The sequence below is a fragment of the Xanthomonas sp. F1 genome, assembly GCF_014199855.1.
On record NZ_JACHOK010000002.1, the window covers coordinates 493,315 to 509,068 of the forward strand.

The window sequence follows — 15,754 nt, forward strand, 5'->3', positions numbered from 1 at the left end:
AAGACCATGCACAACGATCGCTACGAGACCGCGGACGGGGACGTGCCGCACGGCGGCTGGCAGTTCCTGACCTTCCAACTGGATCGCGAACTGTTCGGGCTCAATATCGCCGGCATTCACGAGATCATCGAGTACCGCACGCCCACCCCGGTGCCGACCATGCCGGCCTGCGTGCGCGGGGTGATCAACCTGCGCGGCGCGGTGGTGCCGGTGGTGGATCTGCAGTCGCGGCTCGGTCGTGGGCCCAGTGAGGTCACCCGGCGCAGCTGCATCGTCATCGCCACTGCCGCCACCGACGAGGGCGGCGGCACGCAGTCCTTCGGCCTGTTGGTGGATGCGGTCAACGAGGTGCTGGAACTGCCACCACAGCAGATCGAGGCACCGCCGAGCTTCGGCAGCGATATCCGCCGGGATCTGTTGCAGGGCATGGGCAAGCTGGAGGATCGGCTGGTGATCCTGCTCGACCGCGCGCGGCTGCTGCGCAGCGACGACATCGCCGAGGCCGGCGCGCCGGCGCTGGCGGCGTGACGCGCGACACGCCGTGATCCTTGCATCACGGCGGCCTCGCTAGGGTGGCGACAAACGGGCATCCGCCCCAGCGAGGTGCAGACCATGGCAAAAGACGAGACCACCCAGTCGGGCAAGCAGCAGGGCATCCACGAGGGCCGGCAGGACCGTGCGCAGGACGATACCGCCAAGCAGCGGCCCGGCCTGGAAGACCAGAAGCTGCGCGAAGCGCACGAGCGCGGCCCGCGCTCCGGCCAGGGCGAGGCCGCGCAGGACGACCACGACTGAGCGATGCGGCGGCGGGAACGGAGTGCATCCGCTACCCGTTCCGTCAGGGCGACGGCCAAGGACTGCACAGCGCGCCAGCGGATGGCGCACCCCGCGCGATCGAGCGCGGCCAGGCGCAGGATCGGCCAACAAAAAAGGCCAGAAAGCCTGGTGGCTGTCTGACCTCGTTTGCACCGTCGAAGACGGCAAGATGGTGGAGCGGAAGGGGATCGAACCCTCGACCTTCGCATTGCGAACGCGACGCTCTCCCAGCTGAGCTACCGCCCCACATCAGACGCGTAGTGTAAAGGGCACGGGGCCGCGTGCCAAGGGGGCAGTGCAACATCGGCGGCGCCGGGGCAGGGGACCGGCCGGGCCGGGAAACGTGCTCGCCTTTTGTCTACAGCGCTCGCATGGAGTCGATATACTCGGCGGCCGAAATCCCCCGCAGTGATTTCGTTCTGGACGAAATATACCGTCCGCTTCACACCTTTGACTCAAGACAGGTCTTTACACATGACGGAAGTTCGCAACTTGCAACAGATCGCCGAAGCCAAGGCCAAGCTGCAGGAAGAAATGCGCAAGCTGGAAGAGCAGGAGCGGCAGGCGCGCGAGGGCGAAACCAATGCGGCGCATGCCAACGTGCTGTCGCTGCTGGAGCAGTTCGCCGAGTTCTTCAGCGCCAAGCAGCGCAACGAGATCGCCGCCTGCGTGACCAGCGCGGCGCCCAAGCCGACCAGCAGCAAGTCCGCCGGCGGCCGCAGCGAGGTCAAGCCGAAGTACCAGTTGCCGCACACCGGCGAAACCTGGTCCGGCCGCGGTCGCACGCCGAAGGCGTTCGCCGCCTGGGAAGGCACCGCCGCCTACAACGAATGGAAGGCGCGCCATCCGGATCTGAAGTTCCCGCTCTTCAAGTATTGAGCGAACGAAAAAAAGGCCAGGAATTCCTGGCCTTTTTTTATGCCCGATCGTTGACCCGATCGTGCTGCGCGGACGAGGCGGCGCGATCGGCCGGGCCGCGCCCGCTCAGCGCGCGCTGGCGAGCAGCGGCTGCAGCCGCTGCTCCAGTTCGCGCCGGCGCCAGCCCGCCAGCGGCGTCGGCCATTGCGCGCTTTCCAGCAGGGCTTCAAGGTGCTTGCGCGAGGCCAGCAGACCGTCGGGCAGGCCGAGTTCGGCGCTGCGTGCGGCCACCGCGTCCTGCAGCCGCTTCAGCGCGGCCTTGTTGTCGTCGCTGGCGGCCAGCGCCTGCGGCGCGTCGGCTTCGTCGGCCAGTGGGGTGGTCAGCGCCTGCCACACCGCATCGCTAAGCTTGCGCGGCGCCTTGGGGTGCTTGTCGAACAACGCCAGCATGGCCTGCACATCGTCCGGCGGAAACCGCGCCAGGGTGGCGGCCAGTTCGTTGTCCAGGATCCAACTGCGCGGTTTGTCGCTGTGCCGGGCCTGGGCGTCGCGCCAGCGCAACAGACGCAGCAGGCGCAGTTGCGCGGGGCGGTCCATGAACTGCGCCGAGCGCATGCCCAGGTGCGGCCAGCGCTCGCCGTCGTCGTGCTCGACGGTGCCGAGCAGGCGCTCGCCGTCCTCGTGCAGCCAGTCGCCGCGCTCCAGGGTCTGCAGCCGCGCCTGCAGATCGTCGTGCAGTGCGAACAAATGGCGCACGTCGTCGGCGGCGTATTCCAACTGCGCCGGCGACAGCGGGCGGCGCAGCCAGTCCGAGCGGGTCTCGCCCTTGGCCAGGTGCACGCCGGTGATCTCCAGCACCAGCTTCTGGTAGCCCATGCCGGCGCCGAGCCCGGCCAGGCCGGCGGCGATCTGGGTGTCGAACAGCGGCCGCGGCAGGGTGCCGCAGGCGCACTTGAAGGCGACCAAGTCTTCGCTGGCGCTGTGCATGATCTTGAGGATGCCCGGATCGCTCAGCCACGGCGCCAGCGCCTGCGCCATGCCGGGGATCAGCGGGTCGATCAGCAGGATTTCGTCGCCCACCGCCATCTGCACCAGCGCCAGTTGCGGCCAGTAGGTGCGTTCGCGGACGAATTCGGTATCCAGGCCGATGCGGGCCGGCCGCTGCGCCAGCCGTTCGCTCAGCTCGGCGGGTTGCTTGATCCAATAAGGCACGTGATTTCCGTTGACTGCAGGGTTTGCTCAGGCAGGCGAGAATAGCCTAACGTCGCTCCGCCGGCCGCACGGCGTGCCGGGTGGGGCGGCGTCGCAAGGGCGTCTCATCAATCCCCGAGCATGCCGCGCGCAATCACGGCTCTTCGGGTTGGGCCTGGCAGGCGCGCGGGCGGCGCCGCGCGGCTTGACCTGACGGCCAGTCAGGCGCTGCACCGTGCAACGCCGCCCGCGCGCCTGCCAGGCCCAACGCGGCATACTCGGGAATTGGTGACACGCCCTAGGACCATGGTTCGGAGGAAAAGTGCGCAGCAGCGGCGTTGTGATGGTCTGGAGCATGTATGCGGCAGTGCTGGTCGGCTGTGCGCGGCAGCCGCCGGCGCCGGTCGCCGATCACGCACCTGCGACCGCCGCTGCCATGGTGCCGGCGCGGTCGACACCGACCAGGCCGGTGCAGGCGCCCAGCGTGACCATCGGCGGCGAGGACGCGGCCGAGACCGTCGCGCGCTGGCAGCCGCCGTTGCCGACCTTGACCCGCAGCGGCCTGCCGCAGGCGCGGCGCCAGGCGGCGCACGCGCTCGCCGAGGATCGCCTGTTCGAGGATGCGCAATCGGCGATTCCGCTGTACCTGGCGATCCGCAGCCTGGCGCCGAACGATCGCGTCGCCCAGGACGGCCTGCGCAAGGCGCGGCGGCGGTTGTTGCAGCTCGGCGCGCAGACGCTGGGCGATCCGGAGCGATCCGAGCGCACGCTCGAGCAGGCCACGCGCATCGCCATGGTGGCGCTGTGGCTGGACGCCGACGATCCGGCGGTGCGGCGCCTGCAGCAGCGGGTGGAGACCGCCTCGCGGGTGCTGGCCTACAACCGCGCCGGCGAGGACGACCTGCGCGGCGGCCGCCTGGGCGAGGACGGCAACGGGGCGCTGGCCAATTTCCGCGAGGCGTTGCTGCTGGATGCGGACGATGCGCGCGCGCGGCAGGGCGTGGCGGCGGTGGAGAGCGCGCTGATCCGTCGCGCCGAGACGGCCGCGGCGGCCTCCGATTTCGCCGCCGCCGGCAGTTGGCTGGCGCGCGCGGCGCGGGTGCGCGAGGACGCGCCCACGGTGCGCGATGCGCGCGTGCGCGTGGAGCAGGTGCGCGTGGCGCGCATCGCCGCCTTGCGCGATGCCGGGTTGCGCGATCTGGCCACGCCGGCCGGGTTGAAGTCGGCGCGCGAGCGCCTGGGCGACGTGCTGCGCATCGCCGACCCTGGCGATCCGGTGGCGGCGATGCTGCGCGAACGCATCGACCTGGCCACCCACTACGGCAGCTTCCGCCCCGGGCAGGTGTTCACCGACGGCATGCACGACGGCGGCCGCGGCCCGCAGATGATCGTGGTGCCGCACGGCGGCTTCCGCATGGGCGCGGCCGAGACCGAACCCGGGGCCTCGCCGGCGGAGATGCCACAGCACTACGTGCGCTTCGACCGCGGTTTCGCCATGTCGATCACCGAGGTCACTGTGGCCGAGTTCCGCCGCTTCGTGGAGGCCACCAATGCGCGTCCGCGCGCCACCCGGCGCGGCCATTCCACCGTCTACGACGAACGCAGCGGCAACTTCGTGCGCCGCAACGGGGTGGACTGGCAGTCCGACTACCAGGGCGCGCGGGCGGCGCCGAACAGCCCGGTGATGCACGTCAGCGTGCGCGACGCCGAAGCCTATGCGGCCTGGCTGTCGCAGCAGACCGGGCGCCACTACCGGCTGCCCAGCGAGGCCGAGTTCGAGTACGCCCTGCGCGCCGGCGGCCGCGGCCGCTATCCCTGGGGCAATGCCGGCACGCCGCCGCGCGGCAGCGGCAACTTCACCGGCGGCGGCGACGTTTCGCCCAGCGGGCGGCACTGGCGCAACGCCTTCGTCGGCTACACCGACGGATTCTGGGGGCCGGCCCCGGTGGCCAGTTTTTCCGCCAACGCCTGGGGCCTGCACGACATGGCCGGCAACCTCAGCGAATGGGTCGCCGACTGCTGGCATGCCAGCTATCGCCGTGCGCCCGCCGATGGCGCGGCCTGGTACAACCCGGGCTGCCGCTCGCGGGTGGTGCGCGGTGGCAACTGGGCCAACGCGCCCGAGCAGACGCGCGCGGCATGGCGGCTGATGCAGGATTCGGACAGCACCAGCGCACGTGTCGGCTTCCGCCTGGTGCGCGGCATTTGACGCCGTCGCGCCGGTGCCGGCGCTAGATTGGCGCACCAGTCGGGGAGAGGAAACGGGATGAACGAGGTCTTCGGCCGCCAGGGCGGCGGCGAACCGGGCGGCGGCCGCCGTGGACCGCTGGGCGGGGTGCGCTGGCTGGTACTGCTGGGCTTTGCCGTGTATGCCGGGTTCTACTGGTTCTCCAACCGCAGCGAGGATCCGTACACCGGCGAGCAGGTGCTGATCGACCGCTCGTTGAACGTGGAGGACGAGAAGGCGCTGGGTCTGCAGGCGTATCAGGAGATCCTGGCGCAGGAACGTCCGGTCGATCCGCAGTCGCAGGTGGCGCAGCAGGTGCGTGCGATCGCGCAGCGGCTGATCGCCAAGGTCGACGTGGTCGAGGACGCGCTGGCCGCCGAGCACGGCATGCAGGCCAAGCATTACGCGCGCGGCTTCGACTGGGACGTCAACGTGATCGAGTCCGAACAGGCCAATGCGTTCTGCCTGCCCGGCGGCAAGATGGCGGTCTACACCGGGCTGCTGCCGGTGGCCAGGAACGCCGATGCGATGGCGGTGGTGATGGGCCACGAGATCGCGCATGCGCTGCTGCGGCATGGCGCGCAGCGCATGGCCCAGCAGAAGCTGACCCAGATCGGGCAGATGGCCGGCGCCGCCGGCGGCCTGGATCCGCAACAGCAGCAGATGGCGATGGCGGCGATGGGCTACGGCTATCTATTGCCGTACGCGCGCAGCCACGAGACCCAGGCCGACGAAGTGGGCCTGATGCTGGCCGCGGCGGCCTGTTTCGACCCGCGCGAAGCGGTGCCGCTGTGGGAGCGGATGAGCGCCAGCAGCGGCGGCCAGGCGCCGCCGGAGTTCGCCTCCACCCATCCCAATCCGGGCACCCGCATCCAGAACCTGCAGGCGCTGATGCCCAAGGCGCTGGAGTACCGGCAGCGCTTCTGCGCGTCGGCGCGTGGTGCCTCGCAGTAAGCGCTGCCGTCGCCGCACTCGTTGGCTGCCTTGTCGCTGAACGCCGCGCGCTTATCCACGCTCGCGTGCACGGCGGCAGGCGCATGATGCGCTCCACACCATCAGGAGCACTGCCATGAAACGCCTGCTGCTGTCCTCCCTCCTCGCCACGGTCATGCTGGCCGGCTGCGCCACCAACCGCCTCAGCGACGACGAGCGCCTGACCCTGTACCGCGCCCATGCCGGCGCGCCGGTGCGCGATTTCCAGTACTTCAACCGGCTCAGCGGCTGGACCGCGCTCGGCGACAGTGCGCTGGCGGTGTGGACGCGTCCGAACCAGGCCTATCTGCTGGAATTCGCCGGCCCCTGCCAGGACCTGGATTTCGCCCCCAGCATCGCCATCACCCATTTCGGCAGCCAGGTCTCGGCGAAATTCGACGACGTGCTGGTGCTCGGCGGCGGACCCGCCGCGATCCGCCTGCCGTGCCGCATCGACAGCATCCGCCCGCTCGACGTCAAGGCGCTGCGCACTTCGGAGAAGGAGCTGCGCGAGGCCAAGGTGCAGGAACGGGCGCAGCAGGCGCCTGCGAGCTGAGGCGGGGATTAGGGAATCGGGATTTGGGATTCGCGAGCGGTGGGCGGCGGTGTGGCGAGTGTGATGTCGCGCCGTCGCTCACTGGGGCTGCGGGAGTGGAACCTGTCGTTGGGGCTGCAGCGGCAACGCGGAGTGCGGCAAGGCCTGATAGCCGCAGGGCGCACGCGTAGGAGCGGCTTCAGCCGCGACAGGCGTTCCTGGCAAGGCTCTGTCGCGGCTGATCCCCGAAAAGGGGACAAGAGCCGCTCCTACAGGCGCTTGGCGGTGCCTGAGCGTCGGCGCGTGCGCGTGACGCGACGACGCGACGGTGCTCAGGAGGTCTGATCGGGCGCGACGTAGCCTTCGGGCTTGTCGGCGCCGCCCTGGAACAGGAACTTTTCCAGTTCCGCTTCGAGGAAGGCGCGGTGCTTGGGGTCGCGCGGGGACAGGCGGTTCTCGTTGATCAGCATGGTCTGGTGCGCCAGCCAGGCCTGCCAGCCGGCCTTGCCGATGTGCGCGAACACGCGCTTGCCGAGCTCGCCGGGATACGGCACGTAATCGAGACCTTCGGCGTCGCGTTGCTGGTACTGGCAGAAGACGGTGCGGGACATGGCAATTCCTGGCGATGCGCGCGACGTCGCGCGCTGGCGCGCTAGAGGCCGTCGAGCAGTTTGCGGATCGGTGCGGGCAGGCCCAGCGTCGACAGGTCGGCGCGCGCCACCCAGCGCAGGTCGCCATTGTCGCCCAGCGCATCGCCCATGGCGACCTTGCGCAGGCGCAGCGGCTGCAGATGCAGGCGGTAATGGCTGAAGGTGTGCACGATCGGCGGCAGCGCCTCGGCATCCTCGTAGTCGCGCCCACGCATCCAGCGCGCGTACCAGGCGCGCAGGTCGCTGTCGGTGTCGGCCTGCGGCAGGGTCCACAGCGAGGCCCAGATGCCGGTCGGTGGGCGCCGCTGCAGCAGCAGTTCGCCGGCGGCGTTCTCCAGCAGCAGCGCCAGCGCCTCGCGCTCGGGCAGGGTCTTGCCCGGCTTGGGCGTGGGCAGCGCCTCGACCAGGCCGTCGCGGCGCGCCACGCAGTCGTCCTGCAGCGGGCACAGCACGCATGCCGGATTGGCGCGGGTGCACAGGGTGGCGCCGAAATCCATCTGCGCCTGGGTGTAGTCGGCCATGCGTCCGTCGGGCACGGCGTCCACATGCGACTGCGCAAGCGCCCACAGCGGCTTTTCCACCGCCGGCAGGCCGGGGTAGCCGGCGATGCCGTGGTAGCGGGTCAGCACGCGCTTGACGTTGCCGTCGAGGATCGGGAAGCGGTCGTTCCAGGCCTGGCTGAGGATCGCGCCGGCGGTGCTGCGGCCGATGCCGGGCAGCGCATGCAGGGCCTCGAAATCGCGCGGCAGGTCGCCGTCGTGCAGTTCCACGCAGCGCTTGGCGGCGGCATGCAGATTGCGCGCGCGGGCGTAGTAGCCCAGCCCGGCCCATTGCGCCATCACCGCGTCGTTGTCGGCGGCGGCCAGCGCCGGCAGGGTCGGGAAGTGCTGCAGGAAGCGCAGGAAGTAGGGGATGACCACCGCCACCTGGGTCTGCTGCAGCATGATTTCCGACAGCCACACCCGGTACGGGCTGCGCGGATGCTGCCAGGGCAGCTCATGGCGCCCGTGGCGGTCGAACCAGGCGAGCAGGCGGGTGGGGAAGGTGTCGGGAGGCTGGCGCATGCTGGCAGGAACTCGTTCCTTCTCCCGTCGGGAGAAGGTGGCCCGAAGGACCGGATGAGGGGCTGTGCTGTTCCTTCTCCCTCCGGGAGAAGGTGCCCCGAAGGGGCGGATGAGGGTACGGGCGAAGCCTGGTGGATTGGATTACGCGAGTCGCTTCGCGCCGTACCCTCACCCCAATCCCTCTCCCGAGGGGAGAGGGGCTTCAGCGGTCAGGCGCTGAGCGCCTCGGGCAGCAAGGCGTCGACGAAGGCCTCGGCGTCGAATACGCGCAGGTCTTCGGGGCGCTCGCCGATGCCGGCGAAGCGGATCGGGATGCCGAACTCGCGGGCCAGGGCGAACACCACGCCACCCTTGGCGGTGCCGTCGAGCTTGGTCACCACCAGGCCGGTGACGCCGACCGCGGCATGGAACTGGCGCAACTGCGACAGCGCGTTCTGGCCGGTGGTGCCGTCGATGACCATCAGCACCTCGTGCGGCGCGCTGGGGTCGAGCTTGCCGAGCACGCGGCGGATCTTGCCCAGCTCGTTCATCAGCCCGGTCTGCGTGTGCAGGCGGCCGGCGGTGTCGGCGATCAGCACCTCGGTGCCGCGCGCCTTGCCGGCCTGCAGCGCGTCGAAGGCCACCGAGGCGGCATCGGCGTTCTGGCCCTGCGCGATCACGGTGACGCCGTTGCGCTCGCCCCAGGCCTGCAACTGCGCCACGGCGGCGGCGCGGAAGGTGTCGCCGGCGGCCAGCATCAGGCTGTGGCCCTCGTCCTTGAAGCGCTTGGCCAGCTTGCCGATGGTGGTGGTCTTGCCGACGCCGTTGACGCCGACGGTCAGCACCACGAAGGGCTTGGCATTGCGGTCGATCTGCAGCGGCCTGGCCACCGGCTGCAGGATCGCCAGCAGGTCGGCGCGCAGCGCCTGCTGCAGCGCCCTGGCGTCGGCGAACTCGCGCGCCTTCATGCGCTTGCGCAGGCTCTCGATCAGCGCGGTGGTGGCGGGGATGCCGACGTCGGCGGTGATCAGCGCGGTCTCGATCTCGTCGAGCAAGTCGTCGTCGAGCTTGGGATTGCGCGAGAACAGGCTGCCGACGCTGCGCGCGAAGCTGCTGTTGCGCAGTCGCTCGCGCCAGCCGGGCTTGCCGGCCGGAGCGGCGGGCAGCGCGTCGCTGCGCACCAGGTCGGCGTCGGCGGCGGATGCGGCAACAGTCGTCGGCGGTACCGCTGCGGGCGGCTGAACGGGGGCCGGCGTCGGCTGCGGCACACTCGGCGCCGGTGCGGCGGCCGGCGCCGGCACATAGGCCTGCGGCGGAGGCGTGGGCGCTGCCGGCGGCAGCGGCGCCGGGTGCGGCTGCGGGACCGCGACCGGGGCGGGCGCCTGCACGTTGCGTTCGGCCACCGGCGCGGGCGTCGGTTCCGGGGTGGTGGCGGGCGCGGGAGCAACGGGCGCTGCCTCAGCGGCAGGCGGCGTCGACGGCGCAGGCGCAGCGGGTTCGGCGCTCGCCGGCTTGGGGAAGGCGGCTGCCAGTTCCTCGATGCTGTAGCGCTGCGTGCGGCTCTCGCCGGCGTTGTCCTGGGGCTTGTTACGGCGGAATAGGCTGACCATGGATGACGCGTGGACCGGAAACGAAGAATGCTACCACTTGCGACCTGAGCGGCCGGTGCAGCGGGGGCTGGCTGGGATGGTTGGCGGGATAGGATTTGTGGGTCGTGAACGCGTGTGCGTAGGTAGGCGCGTTTCTTCAGCCGCGATCGAGCGCTCCCGGTGAAGCCGCCCTCTCAAGGGTAAGCGCGGATTTGTCATGGTGTTTCGACGCAATGGCTGCGTCGGACCCTCACCCCAACCCCCGCTCCGCGCCCCGGCCCGCGCTTGCGGCGCGGGCGCTCAAGGACACGCGCGCCAGTGGCGCGCAAACCGTGCCCTTTCGCCCCGGAGGGAGAGGGGCTTTGCATCCGCAGCGTCGCGATCTCAACGCGCGCATTCAGCAAAAAACGAATCCCTAATCCCGAATCCCCACTCCCGGCCCCTCACAGCTTGCCCTTCATCGATCGGTAGTCGCGTGGGGTCATGCCGACGGTGGCCTTGAACTGGCGGGCGAAGGCGCTCTGGTCGGCGAAGCCGCACAGTTGGCCGATGCTGGCGATGCTGTCGTCGCCGTGCAGCAGGCGCATCGCCGCTTCGATGCGCATCTTGGTCAGCAGTTGCTGCGGGGTCAGCTGGAACACGCGGCGGAAGTGCCGCTCCAGTTGCGCCACCGACAGCTCGGCCAGGTCGGCGAGGGTCTGCACGCGCAGGTTGTCGCCGTAGTGTGCCTGCATGTGCTCCATGGCGCGGCTGATGCGCTCGTAGGCGGAATGGCGGCTGTCCGGCTGGCCCAGGTCGCGGGAGATGCCGACCACGCCGATCACCTCCTCGCCCTCGCACAGCGGGCGCTTGAAGGTCAGGCACCAGCCCGGGGTGCGGTTGGGGAACAGGTGCACTTCCAACTGGTTCTCGATCACCTCGCCGCACAGCACGCGCCGGTCCTGCATCAGGTAGCTGCCGCCTAGCGGCAGCGGGAACACGTCCGCGGCCGACTTGCCGATCAGGTCGGCGCGGTACTTCTTGCCCAGCCGCCGCACCAGGGTCAGGTTGACGTGGGTGTAGCGGCCGTCGCGGTCCTTCACGAAGAACACCACGTCCGGCAGGGCGTCGAACAGCGTCTGCAGTTCCAGTGCCGAAATCAGAGTGTCCATGGCGTTCACCTGCGGAAGTGGGCGGCGGTGCGGGCGCGCCGCCGCGCGTCCCCTGAATGCCGATGCTAGCTCAAGTCGGCGCCTTCGGGCGTGGCCGGGTTGTGCGAACTTCCGCATTCGCGACAGGCAAACGCTGCTAGCCGGCAGCGATGCCGAATGTGAGCATGGCCCCATGCATACACTCGATGTCATCGACTCGCACAGCGCCGGCGAACCGACCCGTGTCGTCGTCTCCGGATTCCCCGATCTGGGAACCGGTTCCCTGGCCGAGCGCCGCGAACTGTTCCGCACGCGCTTCGACGCCTGGCGCAGCGCCATCGCCTGCGAGCCGCGCGGCTCGGACACCATGGTCGGCGCGCTGCTGCTGCCGCCGGTGGCCGCCGATGCCTGCGCGGCGGTGATCTTCTTCAACAACGTCGGCTACCTGGGCATGTGCGGCCACGGCACCATCGGCCTGGTGCGCACGCTGGCCGAACTGGGCCGGCTGAGCGCGGGCACGCACCGCATCGAGACGCCGGTGGGCACGGTCGGCGTGGAACTGCACGCCGACGGCCGCGTGTCGGTCGACAACGTCGAGAGCTACCGCCATGCCGCCGGCATCGACGTGCAGGTGCCCGAGTACGGGCGCGTGCGCGGCGACGTGGCCTGGGGGGGCAACTGGTTCTTCATCACCGAACAGACGCCGTGCGCGCTGGAATTGCGCCACCAGCGCGCGCTGACCGCCTACACCGAGGCGGTGCGGCTGGCGCTGGAGGCGGCCGGCATCCGCGGCGCCGATGGTGGCGAGATCGACCACATCGAGATCAACGGGCCGGCGCCGGACGCCAGCGCCGATGCGCGCAACTTCGTGCTGTGCCCGGGCCTGGCCTACGACCGGTCGCCGTGCGGCACCGGCACCAGCGCCAAGCTGGCGTGTTTGGCTGCCGACGGCAAGCTGGCGCCGGGCCAGGTGTGGCGCCAGCAAGGCATCCTCGGCAGCGTGTTCGAGGGCAGCTATGCGGCCGGCACCCGCGGCGTGCTGCCGCGCATCACCGGGCAGGCCTTCCTCACCGCGCGCACGCAGTTGCTGATCGATCCGCAGGATCCGTTCGCCTGGGGCATCGGCGCCGCATGAGCGGTTTCGACCTGATCGTCGTCGGCGCCGGCATCGTCGGCGCGGCCTGCGCCGATGCGGCGGCGGCCGCCGGCCTGCGCGTGGCGATCGTCGAGTCGGGCAGCATCGGCGGCGGTTCCACCGCCGCGGCGATGGGCCACCTGGTGGCGATGGACGACGATCCGGCGGAACTGGCGTTGTCGGCCTATTCGCTGCGCCTGTGGGAGGAATTCGCGCCGCTGCCGGAGGCGGAGTTCAGCCGCTGCGGCACGCTGTGGGTGGCGCGGCAGGCGCGCGAGCTGGAGGGGATTCCGGCCAAGATCCAGCGCCTGGCCGCGGCCGGGGTGCACGCCGAAGCGCTCGATGCGCAGCGGTTGTATCAACTGGAGCCGGCGCTGGTGCCGGGCCTGGCCGGCGGCATGCGCGTGGCCGCCGAGGCGGTGGTGTATCCGCCGCGGATGGCGCGCTACCTGGTCGAGCGCGCCTGCGCCGCCGGCGCGCAGCTGTACGCCGGGCGCCGCGTCATCGCGTTGGCCGATGCGAGCGTGCGCCTGGACGACGGCAGCGCGCTGCATGGCCCGGTGCTGGTCGCCACCGGTTGCGCCCTGCCGGAGTTGTTGCCGGAACTGCCGATGCGCGCGCGCAAGGGGCAGTTGGTGATCACCGACCGCTATCCGGGTTTCGTCGCCCATCAATTGCTGGAGCTGGGCTATGCCGACAGCGCGCACGGCAGCGACGGCAGCAGCGTGGCGTTCAACGTGCAGCCGCGGCCGACCGGGCAGATCCTGATCGGCTCCTCGCGCGAATTCGACGCGACCGACCGCGCAGTGTCGATGCCGATGCTGCAGCGGATGCTGGAGCGCGCCTTCGCGTTCCTGCCCGGCCTGCGGCAACTGCAGGCGATCCGGGTGTGGACCGGCCTGCGCCCGGCCACGCCGGACGGGCGTCCGTACCTGGGCGCGGTGCCGGAGCGGCGCGACGTGTGGGTCGCGGCCGGCCACGAAGGCCTGGGCGTGACCACGGCGTTGGGCAGTGCGCGGCTGTTGCTGGACCAGTTGCTGCAGCGGCCCACGGCCATCGACGCGGCGCCGTACGCGCCGGCGCGGGCGCTGGCATGAGCGCGCGGATGCTGCGCCTGCAGGTGGACGGCCGCGACGTGGAAGTGGTCGACGGCAGCAGCGTGGCCGCGGCGGTGGCGCAGGTCGCCATGCATTTCCGCCGCTCGCGCAGCGGCCAGCCGCGTGCGCCGCTGTGCGGCATGGGCGTGTGCGCCGAGTGCCGGGTACGCATCGACCGCGTCGGTCAGTTGCGCGCCTGTATCACCCCGGCGCGCGAGGGCATGCAGGTGTGGACAGATGGCTGAGTCGCGCGTCCACTACGAGGTGCTGGTGATCGGCGCCGGCCCGGCCGGGCTGGCGGCGGCGCTGGCCGCGGCCGGGCATGGCCGCCGCGTCGGCCTGGTCGATCTGCAGGCGCGTGCCGGTGGCCAGATCTGGCGCCACGATGTCGCCCACGCGCCGCCGCGCTTGGCCGCGCGCGCGCTGGCGCAGCTGGCAGCCAGCGCGGTGACGTTCCTGCCGCAGAACCAGGTGTTGCTGGCGCAGGACCGGCAGTTGCTCACCGATGGTCCCGATGGCCCGCGCTGGCTGGGCTACGACGCGCTGGTGCTGGCCACCGGTTCACGCGAATTGCTGTTGCCGTTCCCGGGCTGGACCCTGCCGGGGGTGACCGGCGCGGGCGGCGCCCAGGCGCTGGCCAAGCAGGGCTGGCCGTTGCGCGGGCGGCGCGCGCTGGTCGCCGGCAGCGGACCGCTGCTGCTGGCCTCGGCGGCGACGCTGCATCGCCATGGCGCGCAGGTGCTGGGCATCGTTGAACAGGCGCCTTGGCGCGCGCTGGCGGCCTTCGCTGCGCAGCTGCCGCTGCGTTGGCCGGACAAGGCGCTGCAGGCGTTGGCGCTGCGCACGCAACTGGCCGGGGTCGGTTACCACGCTGGCAGCGTGGTGATCGCCGCGCACGGCGAGGGCCGCGTGCAGGAGGTGGAGATCGACGGGCCGCGCGGCCGCCGCCGTCTCGCCTGCGATCAACTGTCGGTGGGCTACGGCCTGGTGCCGAACGTGGAACTGGCGCAACTGCTGGGCTGCCGCCTGGGCCGCAGCGGCGCGCATCCGTGCGTGGCGGTGGATGCGCAACTGCGTACCAGCGTGGACGGCGTGTACGCCGCCGGCGAGGCGCTGGGCATCGGCGGGCGCGATTGCGCACGGGTGGAAGGCGCCATCGCCGGCCACCTGGCCGCTGGCCAGGACGCCGATGCGCAGGCGCTGCAGCCGCAGCGACGCCGCGCGCGCGCCTTCGCCGCGCTGCTGCAGCGGCAGTTCGCGCTGGACCCGCGGATCCATGCCTTGGCCGCGCCGGACACGCTGGTGTGCCGCTGCGAGGACGTGCCGCTGGCCGCGCTGCAGGGCCATGCCGACCTGCGCGACGCCAAGCTGGCCTCGCGCTGCGGCATGGGCGCCTGCCAGGGCCGCATCTGCGGCAGCGCGCTGACCGAACTGGGCCTGGCCGCGCGCGCTTCCGATTTCTCCGACGACGGCCGCCGGCCGCCGCTGTTCCCGGCGCGGCTGGACGCGCTGGCCCATCCCTGTCCGGACCCCGGTCCGGACACCGCTTGCGCCGCGCCGTTGCGCGCGGCATCCCTTCGCAACTCTCCACAAGGTGTACATCCATGAGCAAGGCTTCCTTCTGGTACGGCGTGCTGCCGGCCATCACCACTCCGTTCAACGCCGACGGCAGCATCGACCACGCGTTCCTGGCCAAGCATGCGCAGGTGATGGTCGACGCCGGCTGCACCGCGATCGTGCCGCTGGGCTCGCTGGGCGAGGCGGCCACGCTGAGCTTCGACGACAAGCTGGCGATCCTGAAGACCCTGGTGCAGGCGGTCGACGGCCGCATCCCGGTGGTGCCGGGCATCGCCGCGCTGTCCACCGACGAGGCGGTGCGCCTGGCGCAGGCGGCCAAGCAGGTCGGCTGCGGTGGCCTCATGGTGCTGCCGCCGTACGTGTATTCCACCGACTGGCGCGAGATGGGGGCGCACATGCGCGCGGTGATCGCCGCCACCGACCTGCCGGCGATCCTGTACAACAACCCGATCGCCTACAAGACCGATTTCAGCCCGGCGCAGATCGCCGAGCTGGCGGCCGAGTTCCCGAACCTGCAGGCGGTCAAGGAATCCTCCGGCGATGTGCGCCGCTTCGCCGCGCTGGGCGAACTGCTTGGCGACCGCCTAGTGCTGCTGGTGGGCATGGACGATGCGATCGTCGAAGGCCTGAGCATGGGCGCCAAGGGCTGGATCGCCGGCCTGGTCAATGCCTACCCGAAGGAGTCGGTGAAGCTGTTCGAGCTGGCCCGCGACGGCGGCTACCCGGCGGCCAAGGCGCTGTACGACTGGTTCCTGCCGCTGCTGCGCCTGGACACCGTGCCCAAGTTCGTGCAGCTGATCAAGCTGGTGCAGGAGAAGGTCGGCCTGGGCAGCGAGCGCGTGCGCGCGCCGCGGCTGGTGCTGGAAGGCGCCGAGCGCGAGGCCGCGCTGAAGGTCATCGACCACGCCATCGCCACTCATCCCGGGCACTGAG

At 71.1% G+C, this 15,754-nt stretch carries 16 protein-coding genes and 1 tRNA gene; 11 read left to right on the forward strand and 6 right to left on the reverse strand.

Features of this window, described 5'->3' with window-relative positions:
• The first annotated feature begins 6 nt into the window (after window positions 1-6).
• Window positions 7-528: a chemotaxis protein CheW gene (locus GGR71_RS06805; protein ID WP_160963024.1), complete on the forward strand. Its 522-nt coding sequence runs from the start codon at window positions 7-9 to the stop codon at window positions 526-528.
• Window positions 529-612: 84 nt separating this feature from the next.
• Complete coding sequence (locus tag GGR71_RS06810) at window positions 613-795, forward strand: hypothetical protein (protein WP_048489468.1); 183 nt, start codon at window positions 613-615, stop codon at window positions 793-795.
• 191 nt (window positions 796-986) lie between these two features.
• On the opposite strand, the gene GGR71_RS06815 is transcribed toward GGR71_RS06810, so the two are convergent.
• Window positions 987-1,062 (reverse strand) — tRNA-Ala (locus tag GGR71_RS06815).
• Between the two features lie 228 nt (window positions 1,063-1,290).
• Between GGR71_RS06815 and GGR71_RS06820 the strand changes: the two genes are divergently transcribed.
• Complete coding sequence (locus tag GGR71_RS06820; RefSeq protein ID WP_160963026.1) at window positions 1,291-1,695, forward strand: H-NS histone family protein; 405 nt, start codon at window positions 1,291-1,293, stop codon at window positions 1,693-1,695.
• A 105-nt stretch (window positions 1,696-1,800) separates the two neighbouring features.
• Here the strand turns inward: GGR71_RS06820 and rnd are convergent, their stop codons facing one another.
• Window positions 1,801-2,886 carry a ribonuclease D gene (gene rnd, locus GGR71_RS06825; RefSeq protein ID WP_160963028.1) on the reverse strand — a complete coding sequence of 362 codons (1,086 nt, stop codon included), beginning with the start codon at window positions 2,884-2,886 and terminating at the stop codon, window positions 1,801-1,803.
• 334 nt (window positions 2,887-3,220) lie between these two features.
• Here rnd and GGR71_RS06830 point away from each other — a divergent pair, with 334 nt between their 5' ends.
• The 3 genes from GGR71_RS06830 (at window position 3,221) to GGR71_RS06840 (ending at window position 6,620) form a co-directional block, all read left to right on the forward strand.
• Window positions 3,221-5,074, forward strand: a complete 1,854-nt coding sequence (locus tag GGR71_RS06830; protein ID WP_456362600.1) for an SUMF1/EgtB/PvdO family nonheme iron enzyme — start codon at window positions 3,221-3,223, stop codon at window positions 5,072-5,074.
• Between the two features lie 57 nt (window positions 5,075-5,131).
• Window positions 5,132-6,046, forward strand: a complete 915-nt coding sequence (locus GGR71_RS06835) for a M48 family metallopeptidase (protein ID WP_160963030.1) — start codon at window positions 5,132-5,134, stop codon at window positions 6,044-6,046.
• A 115-nt stretch (window positions 6,047-6,161) separates the two neighbouring features.
• The gene (locus tag GGR71_RS06840) at window positions 6,162-6,620 is read left to right on the forward strand and encodes a DUF6491 family protein (protein WP_160963032.1); all 459 of its coding nucleotides are present in this window, start codon (window positions 6,162-6,164) and stop codon (window positions 6,618-6,620) included.
• A gap of 311 nt (window positions 6,621-6,931) precedes the next feature.
• Here GGR71_RS06840 and GGR71_RS06845 read toward each other — a convergent pair whose 3' ends face one another.
• The 4 genes from GGR71_RS06845 to GGR71_RS06860 form a co-directional block, all read right to left on the reverse strand.
• Complete coding sequence (locus tag GGR71_RS06845) at window positions 6,932-7,210, reverse strand: oxidative damage protection protein (RefSeq protein WP_184451755.1); 279 nt, start codon at window positions 7,208-7,210, stop codon at window positions 6,932-6,934.
• Window positions 7,211-7,251: 41 nt separating this feature from the next.
• Entirely contained in the window at window positions 7,252-8,313 is a 1,062-nt protein-coding gene (gene mutY / locus GGR71_RS06850) for an A/G-specific adenine glycosylase (RefSeq protein WP_160963036.1), read from the reverse strand.
• Window positions 8,314-8,522: 209 nt separating this feature from the next.
• Complete coding sequence (ftsY, locus tag GGR71_RS06855) at window positions 8,523-9,902, reverse strand: signal recognition particle-docking protein FtsY (RefSeq protein ID WP_160963038.1); 1,380 nt, start codon at window positions 9,900-9,902, stop codon at window positions 8,523-8,525.
• Window positions 9,903-10,324: 422 nt separating this feature from the next.
• Window positions 10,325-11,032: an AraC family transcriptional regulator gene (locus GGR71_RS06860; protein WP_017911046.1), complete on the reverse strand. Its 708-nt coding sequence runs from the start codon at window positions 11,030-11,032 to the stop codon at window positions 10,325-10,327.
• A gap of 172 nt (window positions 11,033-11,204) precedes the next feature.
• On the opposite strand from GGR71_RS06860, the gene GGR71_RS06865 reads away from it, so the two are divergent.
• The 5 genes from GGR71_RS06865 to GGR71_RS06885 are packed head-to-tail and all read left to right on the forward strand — an operon-like array spanning window position 11,205 to window position 15,753.
• A complete protein-coding gene (locus GGR71_RS06865) occupies window positions 11,205-12,146 on the forward strand; it encodes a 4-hydroxyproline epimerase (protein WP_184451757.1) in 942 nt (313 codons plus the stop codon).
• The gene (locus GGR71_RS06870; protein ID WP_160963042.1) at window positions 12,143-13,243 is read left to right on the forward strand and encodes an NAD(P)/FAD-dependent oxidoreductase; all 1,101 of its coding nucleotides are present in this window, start codon (window positions 12,143-12,145) and stop codon (window positions 13,241-13,243) included. The genes GGR71_RS06865 and GGR71_RS06870 overlap by 4 nt, the downstream gene beginning before the upstream one ends.
• Entirely contained in the window at window positions 13,240-13,488 is a 249-nt protein-coding gene (locus GGR71_RS06875; RefSeq protein ID WP_184451759.1) for a (2Fe-2S)-binding protein, read from the forward strand. The genes GGR71_RS06870 and GGR71_RS06875 overlap by 4 nt, the downstream gene beginning before the upstream one ends.
• On the forward strand, window positions 13,481-14,851 hold the full coding sequence (locus tag GGR71_RS06880; protein ID WP_160963044.1) for an NAD(P)/FAD-dependent oxidoreductase: 1,371 nt from the start codon (window positions 13,481-13,483) through the stop codon (window positions 14,849-14,851). The genes GGR71_RS06875 and GGR71_RS06880 overlap by 8 nt, the downstream gene beginning before the upstream one ends.
• Window positions 14,848-15,753 (forward strand): dihydrodipicolinate synthase family protein, encoded by a 906-nt coding sequence (locus GGR71_RS06885; RefSeq protein WP_048489456.1) that lies wholly within the window; start codon window positions 14,848-14,850, stop codon window positions 15,751-15,753. Before GGR71_RS06880 ends, GGR71_RS06885 begins: the two co-directional genes overlap by 4 nt.
• The last annotated feature ends 1 nt before the right edge of the window (window position 15,754 follow it).